Raw genomic sequence first — 14,149 nt, 5'->3', positions numbered from 1 at the left:
GTCGCTTGAATATAAGTGCTTTCGTGTATCGCGAGATACGTCTCAGGTGTAAAAGTAAAGGTCCTTGCGGGCGCCAGTTACGCCGGCCATCTGCTGGGCGTACGTAGACAGGTCCTCAACGTGCCTCACCTTGCCGTTTGTTATCTTGGCAAGCGCGTGTTTGTAAAAGAGGCTGACATGGTTCCTGCGTGACTGGAGGTTTGAGAAGAGCCTGCTTGTGAGGTACTTGCCCGTCCTGTCCATGTCAAGGAGCAGGATTATCTTGTTTTTTCCATGGCCGTGGCAATCGACAAAGTCGGCAATGCCCTTGAAATTGTGGAACACGGCCGGGCTCCCCGTAAAGCCGATGCTTGAGAGCGCCTCGGCGTCGCGCCTGCCCTCCACGACAATTACAGAACCCCGTTCAGACTCTTCGTTTAGCATACCAACAAAATGCCTCAGCTTCTCAAGGACTTGCTCATCGTTTGCCTGATAGCCCATCGGCAGTTGTAGTTTAGCGCTGGTGCGATTTAATATTTGTGCCAAGCCAGCGACACAATAAATAGTATCTCTCGGCATAACACAGAGAGACCCTTGAAGAAGAAGGTCCTTTCCATCCAGAACGTTGCGTGCGAGACGCTAGGCACGCTTGAGGGCATGTTCAGAAAGGACGGCTTGGCGGTCGAAAACATCAGTGCGCAAGAAGACGGCGTGCCTGCCAGGTCATCCGGTTATTCTGCAATCGTCGTTCTTGGAGGCCCGATGGCAGTCTACGACAATCTTCCGTATCTGCAAAAAGAGCAGGACCTGATAAGGGACGCAATCAAGAACGATGTGCCGGTTCTTGGGGTATGCCTTGGGTCGCAGCTGATAGCGCAGGCAGCCGGCGGGCGGGTGTTCAAGGGCAGAAAAAAAGAGATAGGATGGCACGATGTCCTCCTGTCGCCTCAGGGAAAGGCAAGTCTGTTCTCTGGCATCAGCGAGAAAAAGATGAGAGTATTCCAGTGGCACGGCGACACGTACGAACTACCCAGAGATGCGACGGTTCTGGCATACACCGACCTCTATCCGCAGGCGTTCAAGGTAGGAAGCGCCATAGGCGTCCAGTTCCACCTAGAAGTTGACGAGCGCCTCATAAGGACATGGATGAAGGAATACGACGCAGAGGTAAGGGCTGAAAAAATAGACGCAAAAAGAAGCATCCTTCCGGCCGCAGGTGACCTGTCGGAACTTGAAAAAAAGTGCCAGGTTGTGTATAGAAACTTTACAGCGATGCTTAGGTAACTATAAAAGAAGCTTGAGAAGCTTTTCCTCAGATTCAATATGGCGAATCAAAAGGTCCAAAAGATCTTTGATGATGTTTTTGCAACCAAAGAAAAAGTAATCACAGAAGAATTGGCTAAACAGGTTTTGACAGAGTACGGCGTCAAGGTGCCGCCGTACGCGCTTGTCACAAGCGAGGCAGACGCCGCGGCAAAGGCCAAGGCAATGGGCTTTCCGCTTGTCGCCAAGATAGTGTCGCCCGAGATCCTGCACAAGACAGACGTCAAGGGCGTCAAGGTCGGCCTACAGAACGAGGCGCAGGTCAAGGATGCCTTTAGCGACATGCACGGCAGGCTGTCAGAGCAGTACAACACGGTCAAGGGCGTGCTCCTTGAAAAGATGGTGCCGCAAGGCGCGGAGCTCATTGTCGGCCTGCAGAATGACCCTCAGTTTGGCCCGATTATAATGGTAGGAATCGGAGGCATCTACACCGAGGTTTTCAAGGACGTCGCGTTCAGGGTCCTGCCGATTACAAAGCAGGACGCGCTGGACATGATAAACGACCTCAAGGGCAAAAAGATCCTTGAAGGATTCCGTGGCGCGGCCCCGGTCGACAAGGACATGATCGCAAGCGCCCTTGTGAGCATCGGCAACCTTGGCACAGAGATGGCCCCGTACTATGAGAGCATCGATTTTAACCCCGTGATATTCTACGAGAAGGACTATTACGTAGTCGACGCCAAGATAATACTGAGGCAGGCAGTCGACGCAAACGCAGTGTCCAAGGTTCAGCCCGACTCTTCGTACATGGACCTGTTCTTCAACGCCAAGTCAATCGCACTCATTGGCGCGTCGCCGGAGGCAGGCAAGGTGGGCAACTCGGTCCTAGAGAGCATGGTCAAGCACGACTACAAGGGCAAGGTGTTCCCGGTAAACGCCAAGGGCTACCCCGAAATCATGGGCATCAAGGCGTACAAGAGCCTTGACGACATACAGGAAAACGTCGAGCTTGTAGTTGTAACAGTAGACCTGAAATTCGTGCCGGACTTAATGAGGTCGGCGGCAAAGAAGAACATCCACAACTTTGTAGTCATCTCCGGCGGAGGCAAGGAACTTGGAGGCGAGCGCGCCGCCATAGAGGCAGAGGTAAAGAAGCTGTCGCAGGAGCTGAAGATCAGGATCATCGGCCCCAACTGCATCGGCATGTTCAATGGCGCAAACCGCCTCGACTGCGCGTTCCAAGGCCACGCAAGGATGCTTCGTCCAAAGAACGGCAACGTTGCGTTCCTCTCCCAGAGCGGGACGGTTGGAATCGCGTTCATGGAAAGTTCCGATGTCTTTGGCATGAGCAAGATGATCTCGTACGGCAACAGGTCCGACGTGGACGAAGCCGACATGATCTGGTACCTCTCTGAAGATCCAAACACCAAGGTAATCGGCCTGTACGTCGAGGGCCTCGGCGACGGCCGCAAGTTCATGAACACAGCCAAAAAAGTCATCACAGAGCGCAAAAAGCCAATCGTGGTATTCAAGAACGGCAGGAGCGCAAGGGGCGCCAAGCAGGCAGCGTCACACACGGGATCGCTTGGAGGCTCGTACGGCGTCGTGAAAGGCGCGCTGGACCAGGCAGGAATCATCAGCGTCGACGGCTATGAAGAGCTGACCGCGGCGCTCAAGGCGCTCAACTGGCAGCCGGTGCCAAAGGGAAGCCGCGTGGCAATGGTCACAAACGGCGCAGGTCCAATCATCGCAGCGATTGACAACTTTGAGCGCCTCGGCCTGCAGGTTGCAGAACTGTCAGAGCAGACAAAGAAGGCGTTCAAGGAACACTATCCTCCGACATACGTCATCGGCAACCCGTGCGACATCACAGGCTCTGCCAACGCCGACGACTACCGCTTTGCGATACAGGCGTTCATGGACGACCCCAACGTCGACATCATCATGCCGTGGTTTGTCTTCCAGGACGACCCGCTTGAAGAAACAATCGTAGACGTGCTTGCGTCGTTCCAGAAGCAAAAGAAAAAGCCCATACTCATCGGCGCGATGGGAGGACCATTCACCAAGAACATCTCAAAGCGCATCGAGGATGCCAACGTGCCAGTCTACCACTCTGTAATCGAGTGGGTCACGGCGGCAGGCGCAGTGGCCAAGTGGGCCAAGGTGTCCGACGCGACAAAGTAAGGGCTCCTGTCCCTCCCTCTCTTTTTCCCCTTTTACAATTTGCTTTAAATTAGATATCGTACCCATACCGGATGTTGGAAAACTCGGCGCTCCAGACCAGGCGGGCGTTTGGCGTTCTTTTCGTGGCAGTGTCAGCAGCAGTTGGCGCCGGCTCGGTTCTTTCAGAGCTTGCCGCAATCAACAACATGCCAGTTTACTGGTACGCTGTAATATGGATAGGCAGTTTCGGCGCGGTGCTTGCCGGCGCAGGCCCGCGCTTTCGCAAGGCAATCCCGGCCATCAGGGGGCGCATGAAAAACAGCATCAAATGGTCAACGGGTGCAAAAGCGATAAATGGCGTATCGTGGGCAGGACCGTTTGCAGCCATTGGCGCGTTTCCCCACCTTTACCAGTATTTCATACTTTTAGGCATTGGCCTTGGCAACCTCTCCACCTACATCCTGATGAAAAAATACAGCGGCCAGAACAACCCGGAGCAGCTTCTGGTAGGCGCGATTTCACTTGTTGCTCTGCCGGTAGCACTTGTGATAGACGGCTCGCTCTTTGCGACTCACCAAGACATTGCAGTCATGGTTTCAAGGATACTGATAGCCATAGCGTACGCGGTTGGCGGCGCATACGCCCTCTTGTCAAGAAAGTAAGAAAAAACAGTAGCAAAAAGAAGAAGCGGGCCCGGTGGGCTTCGATCCCACGACTTCCGGCTGTCTTCAGAAACAGAGGATGTGTGTTTAGAAGGCAGGCGCTCTATCCATGCTGAGCTACGAGCCCGCGTTTTGGAATGCGGACAGTTCCTTTATAAAATGTTTTTTAAGAGCGTGTGCAGTTACGCTACACTTGTCAGCTTGTTCTTTCCCTCTTTGCGCGCCATAACCGCGAAATAAATCGCGATGATAGAGTTTGCGATCATGGCAAGAAATAATGCAGAACCATCCACGAGGAAATGCAGCTCTTTGTAGTAAGGATACAACCAGCCTTCGCCAAACAGCAGCGCAAAGCAAAATGCCGCGCTGACGGCAGATGTCATGATAGCAAACGCCAGATGACGGGCATTTTGTTTTGCAGCTGCAGAGACATACCCTCCAATGACAATGGCTGCCAGTACCGCAGATGCGGACAATGCAAAAGCATACCTTGATTCAATCGCAGGAAAGTAAGGCGCAGCCGTTGCAAGCCAGAACAGTACGCCGGCAAGCCACATGGTTTCAAGCGACGACTTGGCCGCAAAATACACTCTGGCTATCCTTTCTCTAGCCAGATGCGCATTCTCTCTTGAGATTTGCATTATCCGGATAATCAGGATGACAAAGGATGTCAGCCCCAGAACAAGCGGCAGGTACAGTTGCGTGATTTCGCCAGTTGTTGGCGCACTAGAGCCTGTCACCAGTATTGTCTGGCCAAGACCAGAACGTGCAAAATTCTCGGACAGAAAGAAGGAGTGAACGTGATACGCGCCTGCCTTGAGTGGATATATCTGGATTTCATAATCTACCTTTTCTCCGGGCTCAAGCACTATCGAGCTTGGCAGGTTGTTCAGCTCTACCCGAAAGTACCAGTTCGACTGGTCGCGGTAAGGTGGATAGATAAAGGCAAGGAGGTCGTAATACGGAAGAGTCCCGTGGCGTACGCCGTTTGCACCAACCCATTCCGAGGGAGTTACAAAGATGTACGGAGACACTTTTATCCGCTCAGTGGCGAGGCTTGTAAGAGTGCCTGTCACAGCGATAAAGCCGCCATCAGTGTTTGCCCTGTTGCTTGAGAACTGCTCGTTGTCTATTCTTACAGGCAGGCTCCTTACACCGGGTGATATGTTGTGGGCGTACGCATTATTTTCCAAAGTATATGCAAAAGATAGCAACAAAACGCCAGTTGCGATGAACAAAACACAGGCTTGCGGCGGTTTTTGCAACTATATGTTCTTTAAGCTGGTTGACATAATAAACATCTACATCTCAGCTATCAAGTGCTATTTCTGCAATTGTAGAAGCACTAAAACCTGTACTATATAGTAGAAATTTTACATAATATTCTATAGAATAGTATAATTTCTGGACAGACAAACTATAATAGTTGGCGGGTGAACTCTACCTTAGTCAATAATAGAAGAAGTGGTTTAATGACCGATGACAGTAAAAATAACAACTTTACGCCCGGGATGACCCCGGAGCAGGCAAGCAAGATGTTTGACATGTGGTCCGAGGTGCTAAAACTGCCGACCATAGGCCCCATGTACGCATTTACAAAAGACTTTAACACGTACGCAAACGAGTTTGTCAGCCTTGGCAAGATAATGGCGGACATGAAGACCCATACGGACCAGTACTGGTCGATGATAAACGCGGCCTACGTCAAGGCGTCAAAGGAAACTGCCGAAAAGGCGCCAAAGCAGTTTGTCACCAAGGACGACTATGACAGTTACCGCAAGACCATGATAGAGGCGTTTGAGGACGCTTTCACCGGCCTGTATGCGTCGTCCGAGTTTTCGCAGGTCTATGGCAAGCTGTTCAGCAGCCAGTTGGACATGTCAAGGGCCATGCAGACCATAACCGAGCGCAACTTCAAGGTGCTCAACTTGCCAACAAGGGGCGAGATCGACGAGATCCTCAAAGACATCCACGAGCTAAAGAGGTCTGTCCGCGACCTGAAAAGGAGTGTTGAAAAACAATGACACAGCAAGAAACGCTTCCAAACAAGTCAGAGCAACAACAACAGCCGCAACAACCGCAATCGCCTGTTGCTACAACACAGCCGCCAGCGAAAATAAAGCCAGCCGAAGACCTGACAAGAGAGGTCCAAGAAAACTTTCGCAAGATTGAAAAGACAAGGGAAATTCTGTATACTGCAGGAAAGGTTCAAGTCGGCCAGACGCCGCATGAAATACTGGCAGAGACGAGGGCCTACCGGCTTTTGCACTACCAGCCGCTTGTGAACAAGACCTTCAAGACCCCGATACTTGCGGTATACGCGCTCATCAACAGGTCGTACGTACTTGACCTCCAGCCTGACAAGAGCTGGATAAGGAGCCTGCTGACGCAGGGCTTTGACGTTTATCTAATCGACTGGAAGGACCCGTCGACCGTTGACAAGTACCTTACCTTTGATGACTATGTCAACGGCTACATTGACGACTGCGTCAACATCGTGCTCAAAAAGAGCAAGACGGACAAGCTGACGCTGCACGGCTACTGCATGGGCGCGTCGATGTCCATAATGTACACGGCTCTGCACCAGGAAAAGGTGCGCAACCTAGCAGTAATCGCGCCGGTGATTGACACCGAGAAAGACTCGACGGTCATTGGCAACATGGCCAAGCACATGGACGTTGCCAAGATGGTCGACACCATAGGCAACCTGCCGCCAGAGCAGCTGTTTGCGTGTTATTCTGCGCTCAAGCCGTTCAAGCAAGGAGTTGCCAAGTACTTTAACCTGGTGCAGAACATCGACAACGAGCCGTTTGTGGGCAATTTCCTGCGCATCGAAAAGTGGCTGTACGACACACCCCCGATTGCGGGCGAAACGTTCAGAGAATGGATATCTGACATTTACCAAGACAACCTGCTTGCCAAGAACGAGTTCTACCTTGGCGACCTAGTCATCGACCTGTCAAAGATAACCGTGCCCCTGCTCAACCTCGTTGCCGACGAGGACCACCTGGTATCGCCGGAATGCAGCGTGCCGCTCAACGACATGGTGTCAAGTGCGGACAAGCGCCTGATGCGCTTCCACACGGGCCACGTAGGGCTCATCGCAAGCTCGTACTCGCAGAACAACGTGCTTCCCAAAGTGGGACAGTGGCTCAAGGCAAGGTCACAATAATAGAGGCAAGAAAAAAGAAAGCTTGGGCATCGGGAATACGATCTCTTTTTAGAAAGCTAGATAATTCCTACACTGTTCCATGTTTCCTACGCATTTCTTTTGATAGTTTAGAATGTAGACTGAATCATAAATCGACAATGATGACTATTTAGTAAAGTTTGCACAAATAGACTCTCAATAAGATTTGGGAATCCTTGGTACAGTAGGCGTCTGCCTGACCTTTCTGGCAATTGGCTTATTCGTGGTAGGTTTTATCTTGGGAATGCCACTCTTTGCCAATCCGCATCCTGATCCTGAAAGGCACTCGATTGGTTGGGCCATGACCACAGCGGGTTTGTTGCTTGGCATATCGCTCTTCCTTATCGCTAGATGGCAGACGAATAGAGATTACGACCGAGAATATAGGCATGGAGTTAATGAGGAGAAATAAGGAGATACGTTCAGTGATGAATAATGCCAAGCGAGCTTCGATAGAATTCTAGGCAAGTATCAATCGGCAAGATAGTTATTAACTTTGATTCGTATCGCACACTAACTAACGCGCCTTTCTTCAGGAACCCGGTGAAGCAGCCACGCGACCAAGAAGGGAATCCCGGCAGACGGAATTTGCAAGAGGGTACTAACGAAATAGCCTTGATGCGTGCCTCCCGCTATTCCCAATAGCAGACGATGCACGAACACAAATGTAATGAGTATTACGAGAATCTCCCAACTCCAGGCAGGGCTCTTGAACATTTCTATTCTGCGGATTTTCCTCAATGAGAAAACCATAGTTGCAAAGGCCACAACGGCTAGCGCATACCATACATACCAATTCTCTGGCTCAAAATAATTTATCGCGAGGGCTGGAAGGTTTAAGATGGCTAGGACGGTCAAGACTTCGGCGTACCAGAATTTTTGTTTGAACAAGTCGCCGGCCTTGTTACTCCGCTGCAGTGAAGATTTGTCTATAAGTAAGTATAACTCCTATGTGGTTATTGCAGGTTCTATCGATGGGCTTTTCTATCATCTCATATACTCCCTCATGCGTACTAACGTCTTTTTTGTACTGGACTAAAAAACGGCACAAATTCACGCGCACTGAGGGGATTCCCTTTATCCACTTCATTCTACTCTTTTTCAAGCCATTGTAAAAACGCCTTGTAATACTTGTCCCCGACAAAGCCCGCTAGAGACCGCACAAAATACTTCACTCAAGGATATCTTTAAGCGTATTCTCAAGGAACAAGTACCTCGCAGCAGACATACCTTCGACGCTTTACTACTCATAGCCAGACAGATGCCGCAGTGACGTTATTCGTTTACTGCGCTTCTGCTCCTACTGTAAATCTTAAAGCTGAACACGGATTGCCCTTGATGTCCGTATAGTTTACTTCAATGTCTACCTTTTCGCCGGTCTTGAGGTCCTGGACATTCCATTCCGACACCTCCCATGCTTCATTTTTTCCAGGAGTGCGGGGATCTACTGTAAGCTGTCTGCCGTCACTTGATGATGTCGCCTTGATCTGTAGATTTTTTGCACTTCCGTCACCCACGTTCTTGAGGGAGAACGTGCAAATCTGCGTTCCATCGCTGGAACGGCTGATATCATCATCTCCGTAATGCCTGAGTATTGGCATTATCATTATCGGTTCATACGACTGTTTGGCTTCGTTGCGTTTTGCCAGACTAAAGATGTATACACTGAATAGGAAAATCAACACGCCTACGAAAAGAGAGTATCTTCCTATTTGACCCAGCTCATCATTGCAAGGCGAAAAGAAGTATTTCGTCATACAGATTAGGCCATAAAGAACCCCACCAGCCCCCAAAAATAAGAAGGAAATGAAAAGAAAAATAACTGCATGGTCGTACGTCCACTTCTTCAAGGGACTAGATCTCTTGATAGGCCAAGCAGGATAAAAAAAGTAGCGGTGCTCGCAGATTATTGAGGCATTATGCGGGCTAGAGGCTGCCAACTGCTTTGACAGAAACCTTGGGAAAAGCGCTGACTCTGGATAGACTGGATGCTGCTATATGCTTTGCTGGAAGAAATTAAGTGACTATGAAGCACCACCAAAGATTAACAGCATTCCAAAGGAGCCAGCCCCGGTGAACACCATCCCAACAATCAGAATCATTGCACCAAGAACATAATCTGGTTCATAATTTGGCTCTCCTACATGCTCCCACATTGTAAATCCTTGCCTAACAATCAGAGCTCCCACCGCTAAAAACGCAAATGGTATAGGACTTAATGCAAAGTTAATCACAGGTGGAAGAGGTTGTCCTTGGATTTGATTTACAATTAATACAGGAACCAGACCTGCCAGTCCAACTATTCCTATCACAACTAGGGTTGAACGCTTTACCCTTTTCATTAGATGTTCTACACTGGAATTAGCTTAAGCATCATGACAAATAATCATGATGTATTGAAAAAATAGAAGGAGAGGAGGCTAGTCGAAATGAGCTTTCAATATTCCATTCTTCAAGTGGAAGCAGCAAAAGTCCTTCTGTGCTTGCTGGTCTTGGAGGAACTGGATTGCTTGCTCTAGATTCAATGATTCCATTGTTGCTCATTCACCTCCAACCAGATTGTGCTGTCTGTTTGTGTTGATGCCTGTTCTGCGGGGGGAAGGGATGGCGAAGAACCATTTACAGTCTGTAGATTTTTGCTGTGTTCTGGGTATTGTTCTTGCTCACTTCCCAGTGCAACTACACGAATAGAGCGCTGAGGGTGGGACTCGAACCCACGAGTCCCGAAGGACATCAGCTAGCACGTCAAGTTGCATTATATGATCTCGAGGCTGACCCCGTTCAGGGTCTAGGACGACTTACCTAGCTTGGGTACCTCAGCATTCCTTCCTGCAATGGCGTTGCAATTTATGCCTTTGTAAGGTTAGAAAGGAAAATTAAAATTATATAGTCAGGCGCATTTGATAACAGGCGTGTTGGCGACATCCATCAGGCTACCTTCTACAGAAGAGGTCAGGAAACTGGATATTTCTGACCTTGCAATCGCTTCAGCTCTTTCAGACGCGCTGCGTGACAGAATGAGGGAGTACGTCGCCATTGACCCGTTCACAGTTGTCGATCCGTTTGACGGCGACCACACATACTCTGCAGTAATCGACAAGGAGAACCCAAACCGCGTAGTTGCCATCATAGTGAACAAGCGCGATTCGCTTCCGCAGCTTCCCTGGTCCACAATCATGGGCGAACGCCTGGCCAAGATACAGATGACAAAGGAGGAGGCAAAGGCGCTAAAGCACGAGATGATGCCAAAAGAGTGGGGCAACTTTTACCCGTACCGCAGAAACGGCAGGGTGGCAGGCTACTTTATGTTTGCATTCCAGGTCTGCGGTCAGCGCTAGGTGGTATCCCCGTTTCCTTCATCTCGACCACGGATATCTTGTGGAACTGCTTGACCATCTTTTCCAGAGACTTGCGCACGTCATCTTCGTCGCCGGAAGAAATGCGGAGGACTTCGAGGTAAAGGTCCTCAAAAGTGATGCCGTTGCACATGTTCCACAAGGAAACAGCAGTGTCGTTTACGCGGTAGGCCTCGCCCCGGCCGTTTATCAAAAGCGGAGTCCCGTCTTGGTCGTTGCCAACCATGCCGCGCCGTATGATTATCTTGTCGTCATCTTCTCTTTTCAGCAGCGTATCCCCACGTCACCGTTCAGCTCTCCTATGCATGTTCTGGTTATTATCCATTCTGCCTTGTTGCAATCAATCTTAAAATAAGCACGGCGACAAAAGAAGAATAATCATCATCATGTTCAAAAAGGCCGAGCAAGAGAAGAAGGAGGAAAAAATAGTCCTGCTCACGCGCCAGGCCGCAGACGGCATCATCACGTTTTCCAAGACGTACCATCCAAACGAGGCGATACTCATCCTGCAGGGAAAAAAGAAGGGAAACGAGATAACGATAAACGGCCTAGTCATCCCGCCGTTTTCGTCAAACGGCCCGTTCTACTCTGGTTTTTCGCTGTACGACCTGCCGTTTGACGACTCGTACATTGGCACGGCGCACTCGCACCCCGGCCCGTCAAACAGGCCGTCGCTTGAGGACCTGAACCACTTTTTCGGCTATGTGTCAGTCATCATACACTTTCCGTACGAGTACGGTACCATAGCAGCGTACGAAAGGACCGGCAAAAAGATGGAAATCAAGATCGTCGATTAGACGGGGAGGGGCGTGCTTCCAGTGGAAAATAACAGTACGTGGTTAGTTCTTTTATACACACGTGATCTGGCGACTGGGCCATCCTGATGTGTTTATATCAAACAAAATCCTAGTACATACATCAAGACATTCAAGTGCAAGGTTTGCAGCGCAGAACTTGCCAGCGAGCAGCGCCTTGAAAACCACAAAAAGGTCCACAGCCGTGGCAAAAAGAAAATCTATGCGTACGGCGACCCGTACCTGACGTGGCTTGCGTACCAGGAAATCCAGTCAGGCTTTAGGTGACGCGCGCCTGAAAAAGTCAAGTTCCACCCCGCGTTTTTCGTCGTAGCTAAAAGTGAACGCTTCGTCCGGCATTATCGGAAAGCTGGAAAGCAACGAGCCGGAGCAGGTGGCGCACCTGTCGCCTGCCCTTGACTTGTCGGTGTACGTGGCGCACCAGCGGCAGGTCTCGCACAGCATAAAAACCGACGGTTGCGCCTTTGGCATGTCAGTGATTATCCAGCCGTGCTTTTAAGCTCTGTTGTCTACTGGCATTATTATTATCATCCTGTAACTTTTCACTAGGCTGCAAATCTCACTCAGTTGCACCTACAGCAATCACGAGCTGGGAAAACTTAATAAAACAAACTGTTCAAGTAATGACATCTTATGAACTGGATGGCCCAGACGATGATGTGGATAATGGTGTCCCTTGGCATCAGCATCGCGCTTAACTTTTTGCTGGGCCCGTACCTCGGCTGGCTCACGATAATCCCGATAATCGGCGTTTTCCTTGCCATGTCATACGTTATCCGCAGGCGCCAGATGGCCCGCATGGGCATGGGAGGCCAGGGCGGAGGCTTTGGAGGTATGCTTGGAGGCGGCGGAGGGATAAACTATGTCTGCATCGCCTGCGGGCACAAGTTCAAGGGCGGGGCGTGCCCGCGCTGCGGCTCCAAGATGAGAAGGGCCGACTTTTAATTACTAGAGAAATATGACACTTGAAGAGCTGCGCAACAAGGCATTTTTCCAGAACACCATAGACGTCTGGATAGCGTACTGCGAAGAGCAAAAGCGCGACTGGTACGACACGGACGCTTACCGCAGGTTCATCCAGCACTTGAATGCCAACGGCATCAAGATGCAAAAGTTCCCCCTGTGCATCAAGGAATCCGGCGGCATGTACGAGCGAGGCAGGGACAAGACGCAGTTTTTGGAAGAATTGTCAAAAATGTCCTCAGACGACGCAGCAGCGTATACCATCAAGCTGAGCGAAAACGTGCTTGCGGCAATCCGCTCGTTTACGACAGCAGCGGCCTGATTATTTTACCAAGGTCTAGAAATTTAGAGCAGACACGCACCTAACTTTAGCAGGTACGGCTAATACCGATTCTGTCAAACTCATCTCTTAGAGTGTCTGAGGATCTGCCCGTCGGCGTCAGCGAAGAAGAAGGAGAGTTTTCCGAGCACAGGGTCGTAAAGACAGCGGACTTGCAGCAGCAAGGTTTGCCTGTCTCTTTTGACAGCATCGTAGGCTATGACGACGTCAAGCGCCTGTTCCAGATGTCGCTTTCGTCAGACAAGCCGGTGCACATGCTTCTTGTGGGCCCGCCGGCGTCTGCCAAGACGCTTTTCATGCTAGAGTGCATGAAGCTAGAGCGTTCTTACTTTACGCTTGGGAGCCACAGCACCAAGTCGGGCATGATCGACTATTTGTTTGAGAAAAGGCCGCGCTACCTCATCGTCGACGAGATAGAGCACATGCCCATGAAGGACCAGACCGCGCTCTTGAGCCTGATGGAAACAGGGATTGTGGCGGAGACAAAGTTCCAGAAAACGCGCAACACGCAGCTGAAAACGTGGGTGTTTGCGACAAGCAACGGCACAGAGCGCATGTTAACGCCGCTGCTGTCAAGGTTTATCGTGCTCCATTTCAAGCAATACTCCCTTGGCAGTTTCACTGAAATCTGCACGCACCTGCTTGCCAGAGAGGGCATAGCGCCTGACATTGCAGCCACAGTGGCAGACGCGGTGTGGAACAAGCTAAAGTCAAAGGACATACGCGACTGCGTAAAACTGGGACGCCTTGCCAAGACCAAGGAAGACGTCGACTGGATCGCCCAGACCATGCGCAACTACAAAAAGCAATAATTAGTAGTTTAGGGAGGTACTCACATTGAGATCGCCATCGTACAACTCGGTTGGCTTAATGCCAAACGTATCAGCCGCCTGAGCGAATCTGGTCACCTTTCGGTTCCGATTCACTTTATCCAAGATACCATTTACCTTGTTGCCAGCCATTACAGCCTCTTTGATTGCGTAGTTGGTGCCCAGTTTCACCTTTTCATTGGCACTTTTCATCTTGTACTTGCTGTCTTTTGCAGCCCCCTTACTATTACCCTCTTTCTGCTGCTCAAGGAACTTTTTTCTTTTCAACTGCTCGTGCCGGTGTTCTCGCTCTACGTAGTCCTAGTTGCCCTTTGGACTGTCGCCAAATCCAAGAGACACCACCACGATGATGATTTAGAGCGGCAGATCCCCGAATGCATAATTCCGACCTTTTCGTTTGTCGTCCTTGTGTGGCGCCCTCATGCCGAGTATGTCAGCATTCTTAAATTCTCCCCCGCCAGGGGAGTCAAGCGCTCCCTTTCCATTCGGTTGCTATGCAAAAGGCGGATGGCGCGAAAATTTGTCCCATTTATAACACACGCAGTTGCGGGAAAAAATGGACCAGCTGACGGCAGGTCAAGGAAGCCG

18 protein-coding genes and 1 tRNA gene are annotated in these 14,149 nt (G+C 50.3%); 11 read left to right on the top strand and 8 right to left on the bottom strand.

Going from position 1 to position 14,149, the window contains the following annotated elements; translation table 11 throughout:
- Nucleotides 1–42 precede the first annotated feature (42 nt).
- Nucleotides 43–480, bottom strand: a complete 438-nt coding sequence (locus NTE_RS07275) for a toprim domain-containing protein (RefSeq protein WP_148700418.1) — start codon at nucleotides 478–480, stop codon at nucleotides 43–45.
- A gap of 93 nt (nucleotides 481–573) precedes the next feature.
- On the opposite strand from NTE_RS07275, the gene NTE_RS07270 reads away from it, so the two are divergent.
- The 3 genes from NTE_RS07270 to NTE_RS07260 all read left to right on the top strand — a co-directional run bounded on the left by NTE_RS07270 (nucleotide 574) and on the right by NTE_RS07260 (nucleotide 4,067).
- The gene (locus NTE_RS07270; protein WP_148700417.1) at nucleotides 574–1,263 is read left to right on the top strand and encodes a type 1 glutamine amidotransferase; all 690 of its coding nucleotides are present in this window, start codon (nucleotides 574–576) and stop codon (nucleotides 1,261–1,263) included.
- Between the two features lie 39 nt (nucleotides 1,264–1,302).
- Nucleotides 1,303–3,426 (top strand): 3-hydroxypropionate--CoA ligase, encoded by a 2,124-nt coding sequence (locus NTE_RS07265; protein ID WP_148700416.1) that lies wholly within the window; start codon nucleotides 1,303–1,305, stop codon nucleotides 3,424–3,426.
- A gap of 71 nt (nucleotides 3,427–3,497) precedes the next feature.
- The gene (locus NTE_RS07260) at nucleotides 3,498–4,067 is read left to right on the top strand and encodes a hypothetical protein (RefSeq protein WP_226987229.1); all 570 of its coding nucleotides are present in this window, start codon (nucleotides 3,498–3,500) and stop codon (nucleotides 4,065–4,067) included.
- 182 nt (nucleotides 4,068–4,249) lie between these two features.
- Here NTE_RS07260 and NTE_RS07255 read toward each other — a convergent pair whose 3' ends face one another.
- Complete coding sequence (locus NTE_RS07255) at nucleotides 4,250–5,281, bottom strand: hypothetical protein (RefSeq protein ID WP_148700415.1); 1,032 nt, start codon at nucleotides 5,279–5,281, stop codon at nucleotides 4,250–4,252.
- Nucleotides 5,282–5,539: 258 nt separating this feature from the next.
- On the opposite strand from NTE_RS07255, the gene NTE_RS07250 reads away from it, so the two are divergent.
- Complete coding sequence (locus NTE_RS07250) at nucleotides 5,540–6,091, top strand: poly(R)-hydroxyalkanoic acid synthase subunit PhaE (RefSeq protein WP_148700414.1); 552 nt, start codon at nucleotides 5,540–5,542, stop codon at nucleotides 6,089–6,091.
- Entirely contained in the window at nucleotides 6,088–7,239 is a 1,152-nt protein-coding gene (gene phaC, locus NTE_RS07245) for a class III poly(R)-hydroxyalkanoic acid synthase subunit PhaC (protein ID WP_148700413.1), read from the top strand. Before NTE_RS07250 ends, phaC begins: the two co-directional genes overlap by 4 nt.
- A 1,301-nt stretch (nucleotides 7,240–8,540) precedes the next feature.
- Here phaC and NTE_RS07240 read toward each other — a convergent pair.
- The 3 genes from NTE_RS07240 to NTE_RS07230 form a co-directional block, all read right to left on the bottom strand.
- Nucleotides 8,541–9,107, bottom strand: a complete 567-nt coding sequence (locus tag NTE_RS07240; protein ID WP_148700412.1) for a COG1361 family protein — start codon at nucleotides 9,105–9,107, stop codon at nucleotides 8,541–8,543.
- Nucleotides 9,108–9,281: 174 nt separating this feature from the next.
- Nucleotides 9,282–9,599, bottom strand: a complete 318-nt coding sequence (locus NTE_RS07235) for a hypothetical protein (protein ID WP_148700411.1) — start codon at nucleotides 9,597–9,599, stop codon at nucleotides 9,282–9,284.
- Nucleotides 9,600–9,950: 351 nt separating this feature from the next.
- Nucleotides 9,951–10,078 (bottom strand) — tRNA-Ser (locus tag NTE_RS07230).
- Between the two features lie 94 nt (nucleotides 10,079–10,172).
- Here NTE_RS07230 and NTE_RS07225 point away from each other — a divergent pair.
- Nucleotides 10,173–10,595: a hypothetical protein gene (locus tag NTE_RS07225; protein WP_148700410.1), complete on the top strand. Its 423-nt coding sequence runs from the start codon at nucleotides 10,173–10,175 to the stop codon at nucleotides 10,593–10,595.
- Here NTE_RS07225 and NTE_RS07220 read toward each other — a convergent pair.
- Complete coding sequence (locus NTE_RS07220) at nucleotides 10,561–10,839, bottom strand: PqqD family protein (protein WP_148700409.1); 279 nt, start codon at nucleotides 10,837–10,839, stop codon at nucleotides 10,561–10,563. The two genes, NTE_RS07225 and NTE_RS07220, sit on opposite strands and share 35 nt — an antisense overlap.
- A 160-nt stretch (nucleotides 10,840–10,999) precedes the next feature.
- Here NTE_RS07220 and NTE_RS07215 point away from each other — a divergent pair, with 160 nt between their 5' ends.
- Complete coding sequence (locus NTE_RS07215; RefSeq protein ID WP_226987228.1) at nucleotides 11,000–11,410, top strand: Mov34/MPN/PAD-1 family protein; 411 nt, start codon at nucleotides 11,000–11,002, stop codon at nucleotides 11,408–11,410.
- A 96-nt stretch (nucleotides 11,411–11,506) separates the two neighbouring features.
- Nucleotides 11,507–11,695, top strand: a complete 189-nt coding sequence (locus NTE_RS17565; protein ID WP_148702075.1) for a C2H2-type zinc finger protein — start codon at nucleotides 11,507–11,509, stop codon at nucleotides 11,693–11,695.
- Here NTE_RS17565 and NTE_RS07205 read toward each other — a convergent pair.
- Nucleotides 11,681–11,899, bottom strand: a complete 219-nt coding sequence (locus NTE_RS07205) for a hypothetical protein (protein WP_148700407.1) — start codon at nucleotides 11,897–11,899, stop codon at nucleotides 11,681–11,683. The genes NTE_RS17565 and NTE_RS07205 overlap by 15 nt on opposite strands.
- Before the next feature lie 162 nt (nucleotides 11,900–12,061).
- Between NTE_RS07205 and NTE_RS07200 the strand changes: the two genes are divergently transcribed.
- The 3 genes from NTE_RS07200 to NTE_RS07190 all read left to right on the top strand — a co-directional run bounded on the left by NTE_RS07200 (nucleotide 12,062) and on the right by NTE_RS07190 (nucleotide 13,543).
- Nucleotides 12,062–12,373, top strand: a complete 312-nt coding sequence (locus NTE_RS07200) for a hypothetical protein (protein ID WP_193354094.1) — start codon at nucleotides 12,062–12,064, stop codon at nucleotides 12,371–12,373.
- Nucleotides 12,374–12,386: 13 nt separating this feature from the next.
- Complete coding sequence (locus NTE_RS07195; protein ID WP_148700406.1) at nucleotides 12,387–12,713, top strand: family 14 glycosylhydrolase; 327 nt, start codon at nucleotides 12,387–12,389, stop codon at nucleotides 12,711–12,713.
- A gap of 92 nt (nucleotides 12,714–12,805) precedes the next feature.
- Nucleotides 12,806–13,543 (top strand): ATP-binding protein, encoded by a 738-nt coding sequence (locus tag NTE_RS07190; RefSeq protein ID WP_148700405.1) that lies wholly within the window; start codon nucleotides 12,806–12,808, stop codon nucleotides 13,541–13,543.
- On the opposite strand, the gene NTE_RS07185 is transcribed toward NTE_RS07190, so the two are convergent.
- A complete protein-coding gene (locus tag NTE_RS07185) occupies nucleotides 13,544–13,828 on the bottom strand; it encodes a hypothetical protein (protein ID WP_148700404.1) in 285 nt (94 codons plus the stop codon).
- Nucleotides 13,829–14,149 lie beyond the last annotated feature (321 nt).

The sequence above is a fragment of the Candidatus Nitrososphaera evergladensis SR1 genome, from assembly GCF_000730285.1.
Taxonomy (GTDB): domain Archaea; phylum Thermoproteota; class Nitrososphaeria; order Nitrososphaerales; family Nitrososphaeraceae; genus Nitrososphaera; species Nitrososphaera evergladensis.
The sequence above is the reverse complement of the archived record's forward strand: the minus strand, read 5'-3'. Positions and strand labels throughout refer to the sequence as shown.

Coding starts and splice junctions, on each gene's coding strand:
- NTE_RS07275 (WP_148700418.1), bottom strand. CDS start 480: ATGGGCTATCAGGCAAACGATGAGCAAGTCCTTGAGAAGCTGAGGCAT.
- NTE_RS07265 (WP_148700416.1), top strand. CDS start 1,303: ATGGCGAATCAAAAGGTCCAAAAGATCTTTGATGATGTTTTTGCAACC.
- NTE_RS07260 (WP_226987229.1), top strand. CDS start 3,498: ATGTTGGAAAACTCGGCGCTCCAGACCAGGCGGGCGTTTGGCGTTCTT.
- NTE_RS07250 (WP_148700414.1), top strand. CDS start 5,540: ATGACCGATGACAGTAAAAATAACAACTTTACGCCCGGGATGACCCCG.
- phaC (WP_148700413.1), top strand. CDS start 6,088: ATGACACAGCAAGAAACGCTTCCAAACAAGTCAGAGCAACAACAACAG.
- NTE_RS07235 (WP_148700411.1), bottom strand. CDS start 9,599: ATGAAAAGGGTAAAGCGTTCAACCCTAGTTGTGATAGGAATAGTTGGA.
- NTE_RS07220 (WP_148700409.1), bottom strand. CDS start 10,839: ATGGTTGGCAACGACCAAGACGGGACTCCGCTTTTGATAAACGGCCGG.
- NTE_RS07215 (WP_226987228.1), top strand. CDS start 11,000: ATGTTCAAAAAGGCCGAGCAAGAGAAGAAGGAGGAAAAAATAGTCCTG.
- NTE_RS07205 (WP_148700407.1), bottom strand. CDS start 11,899: ATGCCAAAGGCGCAACCGTCGGTTTTTATGCTGTGCGAGACCTGCCGC.
- NTE_RS07200 (WP_193354094.1), top strand. CDS start 12,062: ATGAACTGGATGGCCCAGACGATGATGTGGATAATGGTGTCCCTTGGC.
- NTE_RS07195 (WP_148700406.1), top strand. CDS start 12,387: ATGACACTTGAAGAGCTGCGCAACAAGGCATTTTTCCAGAACACCATA.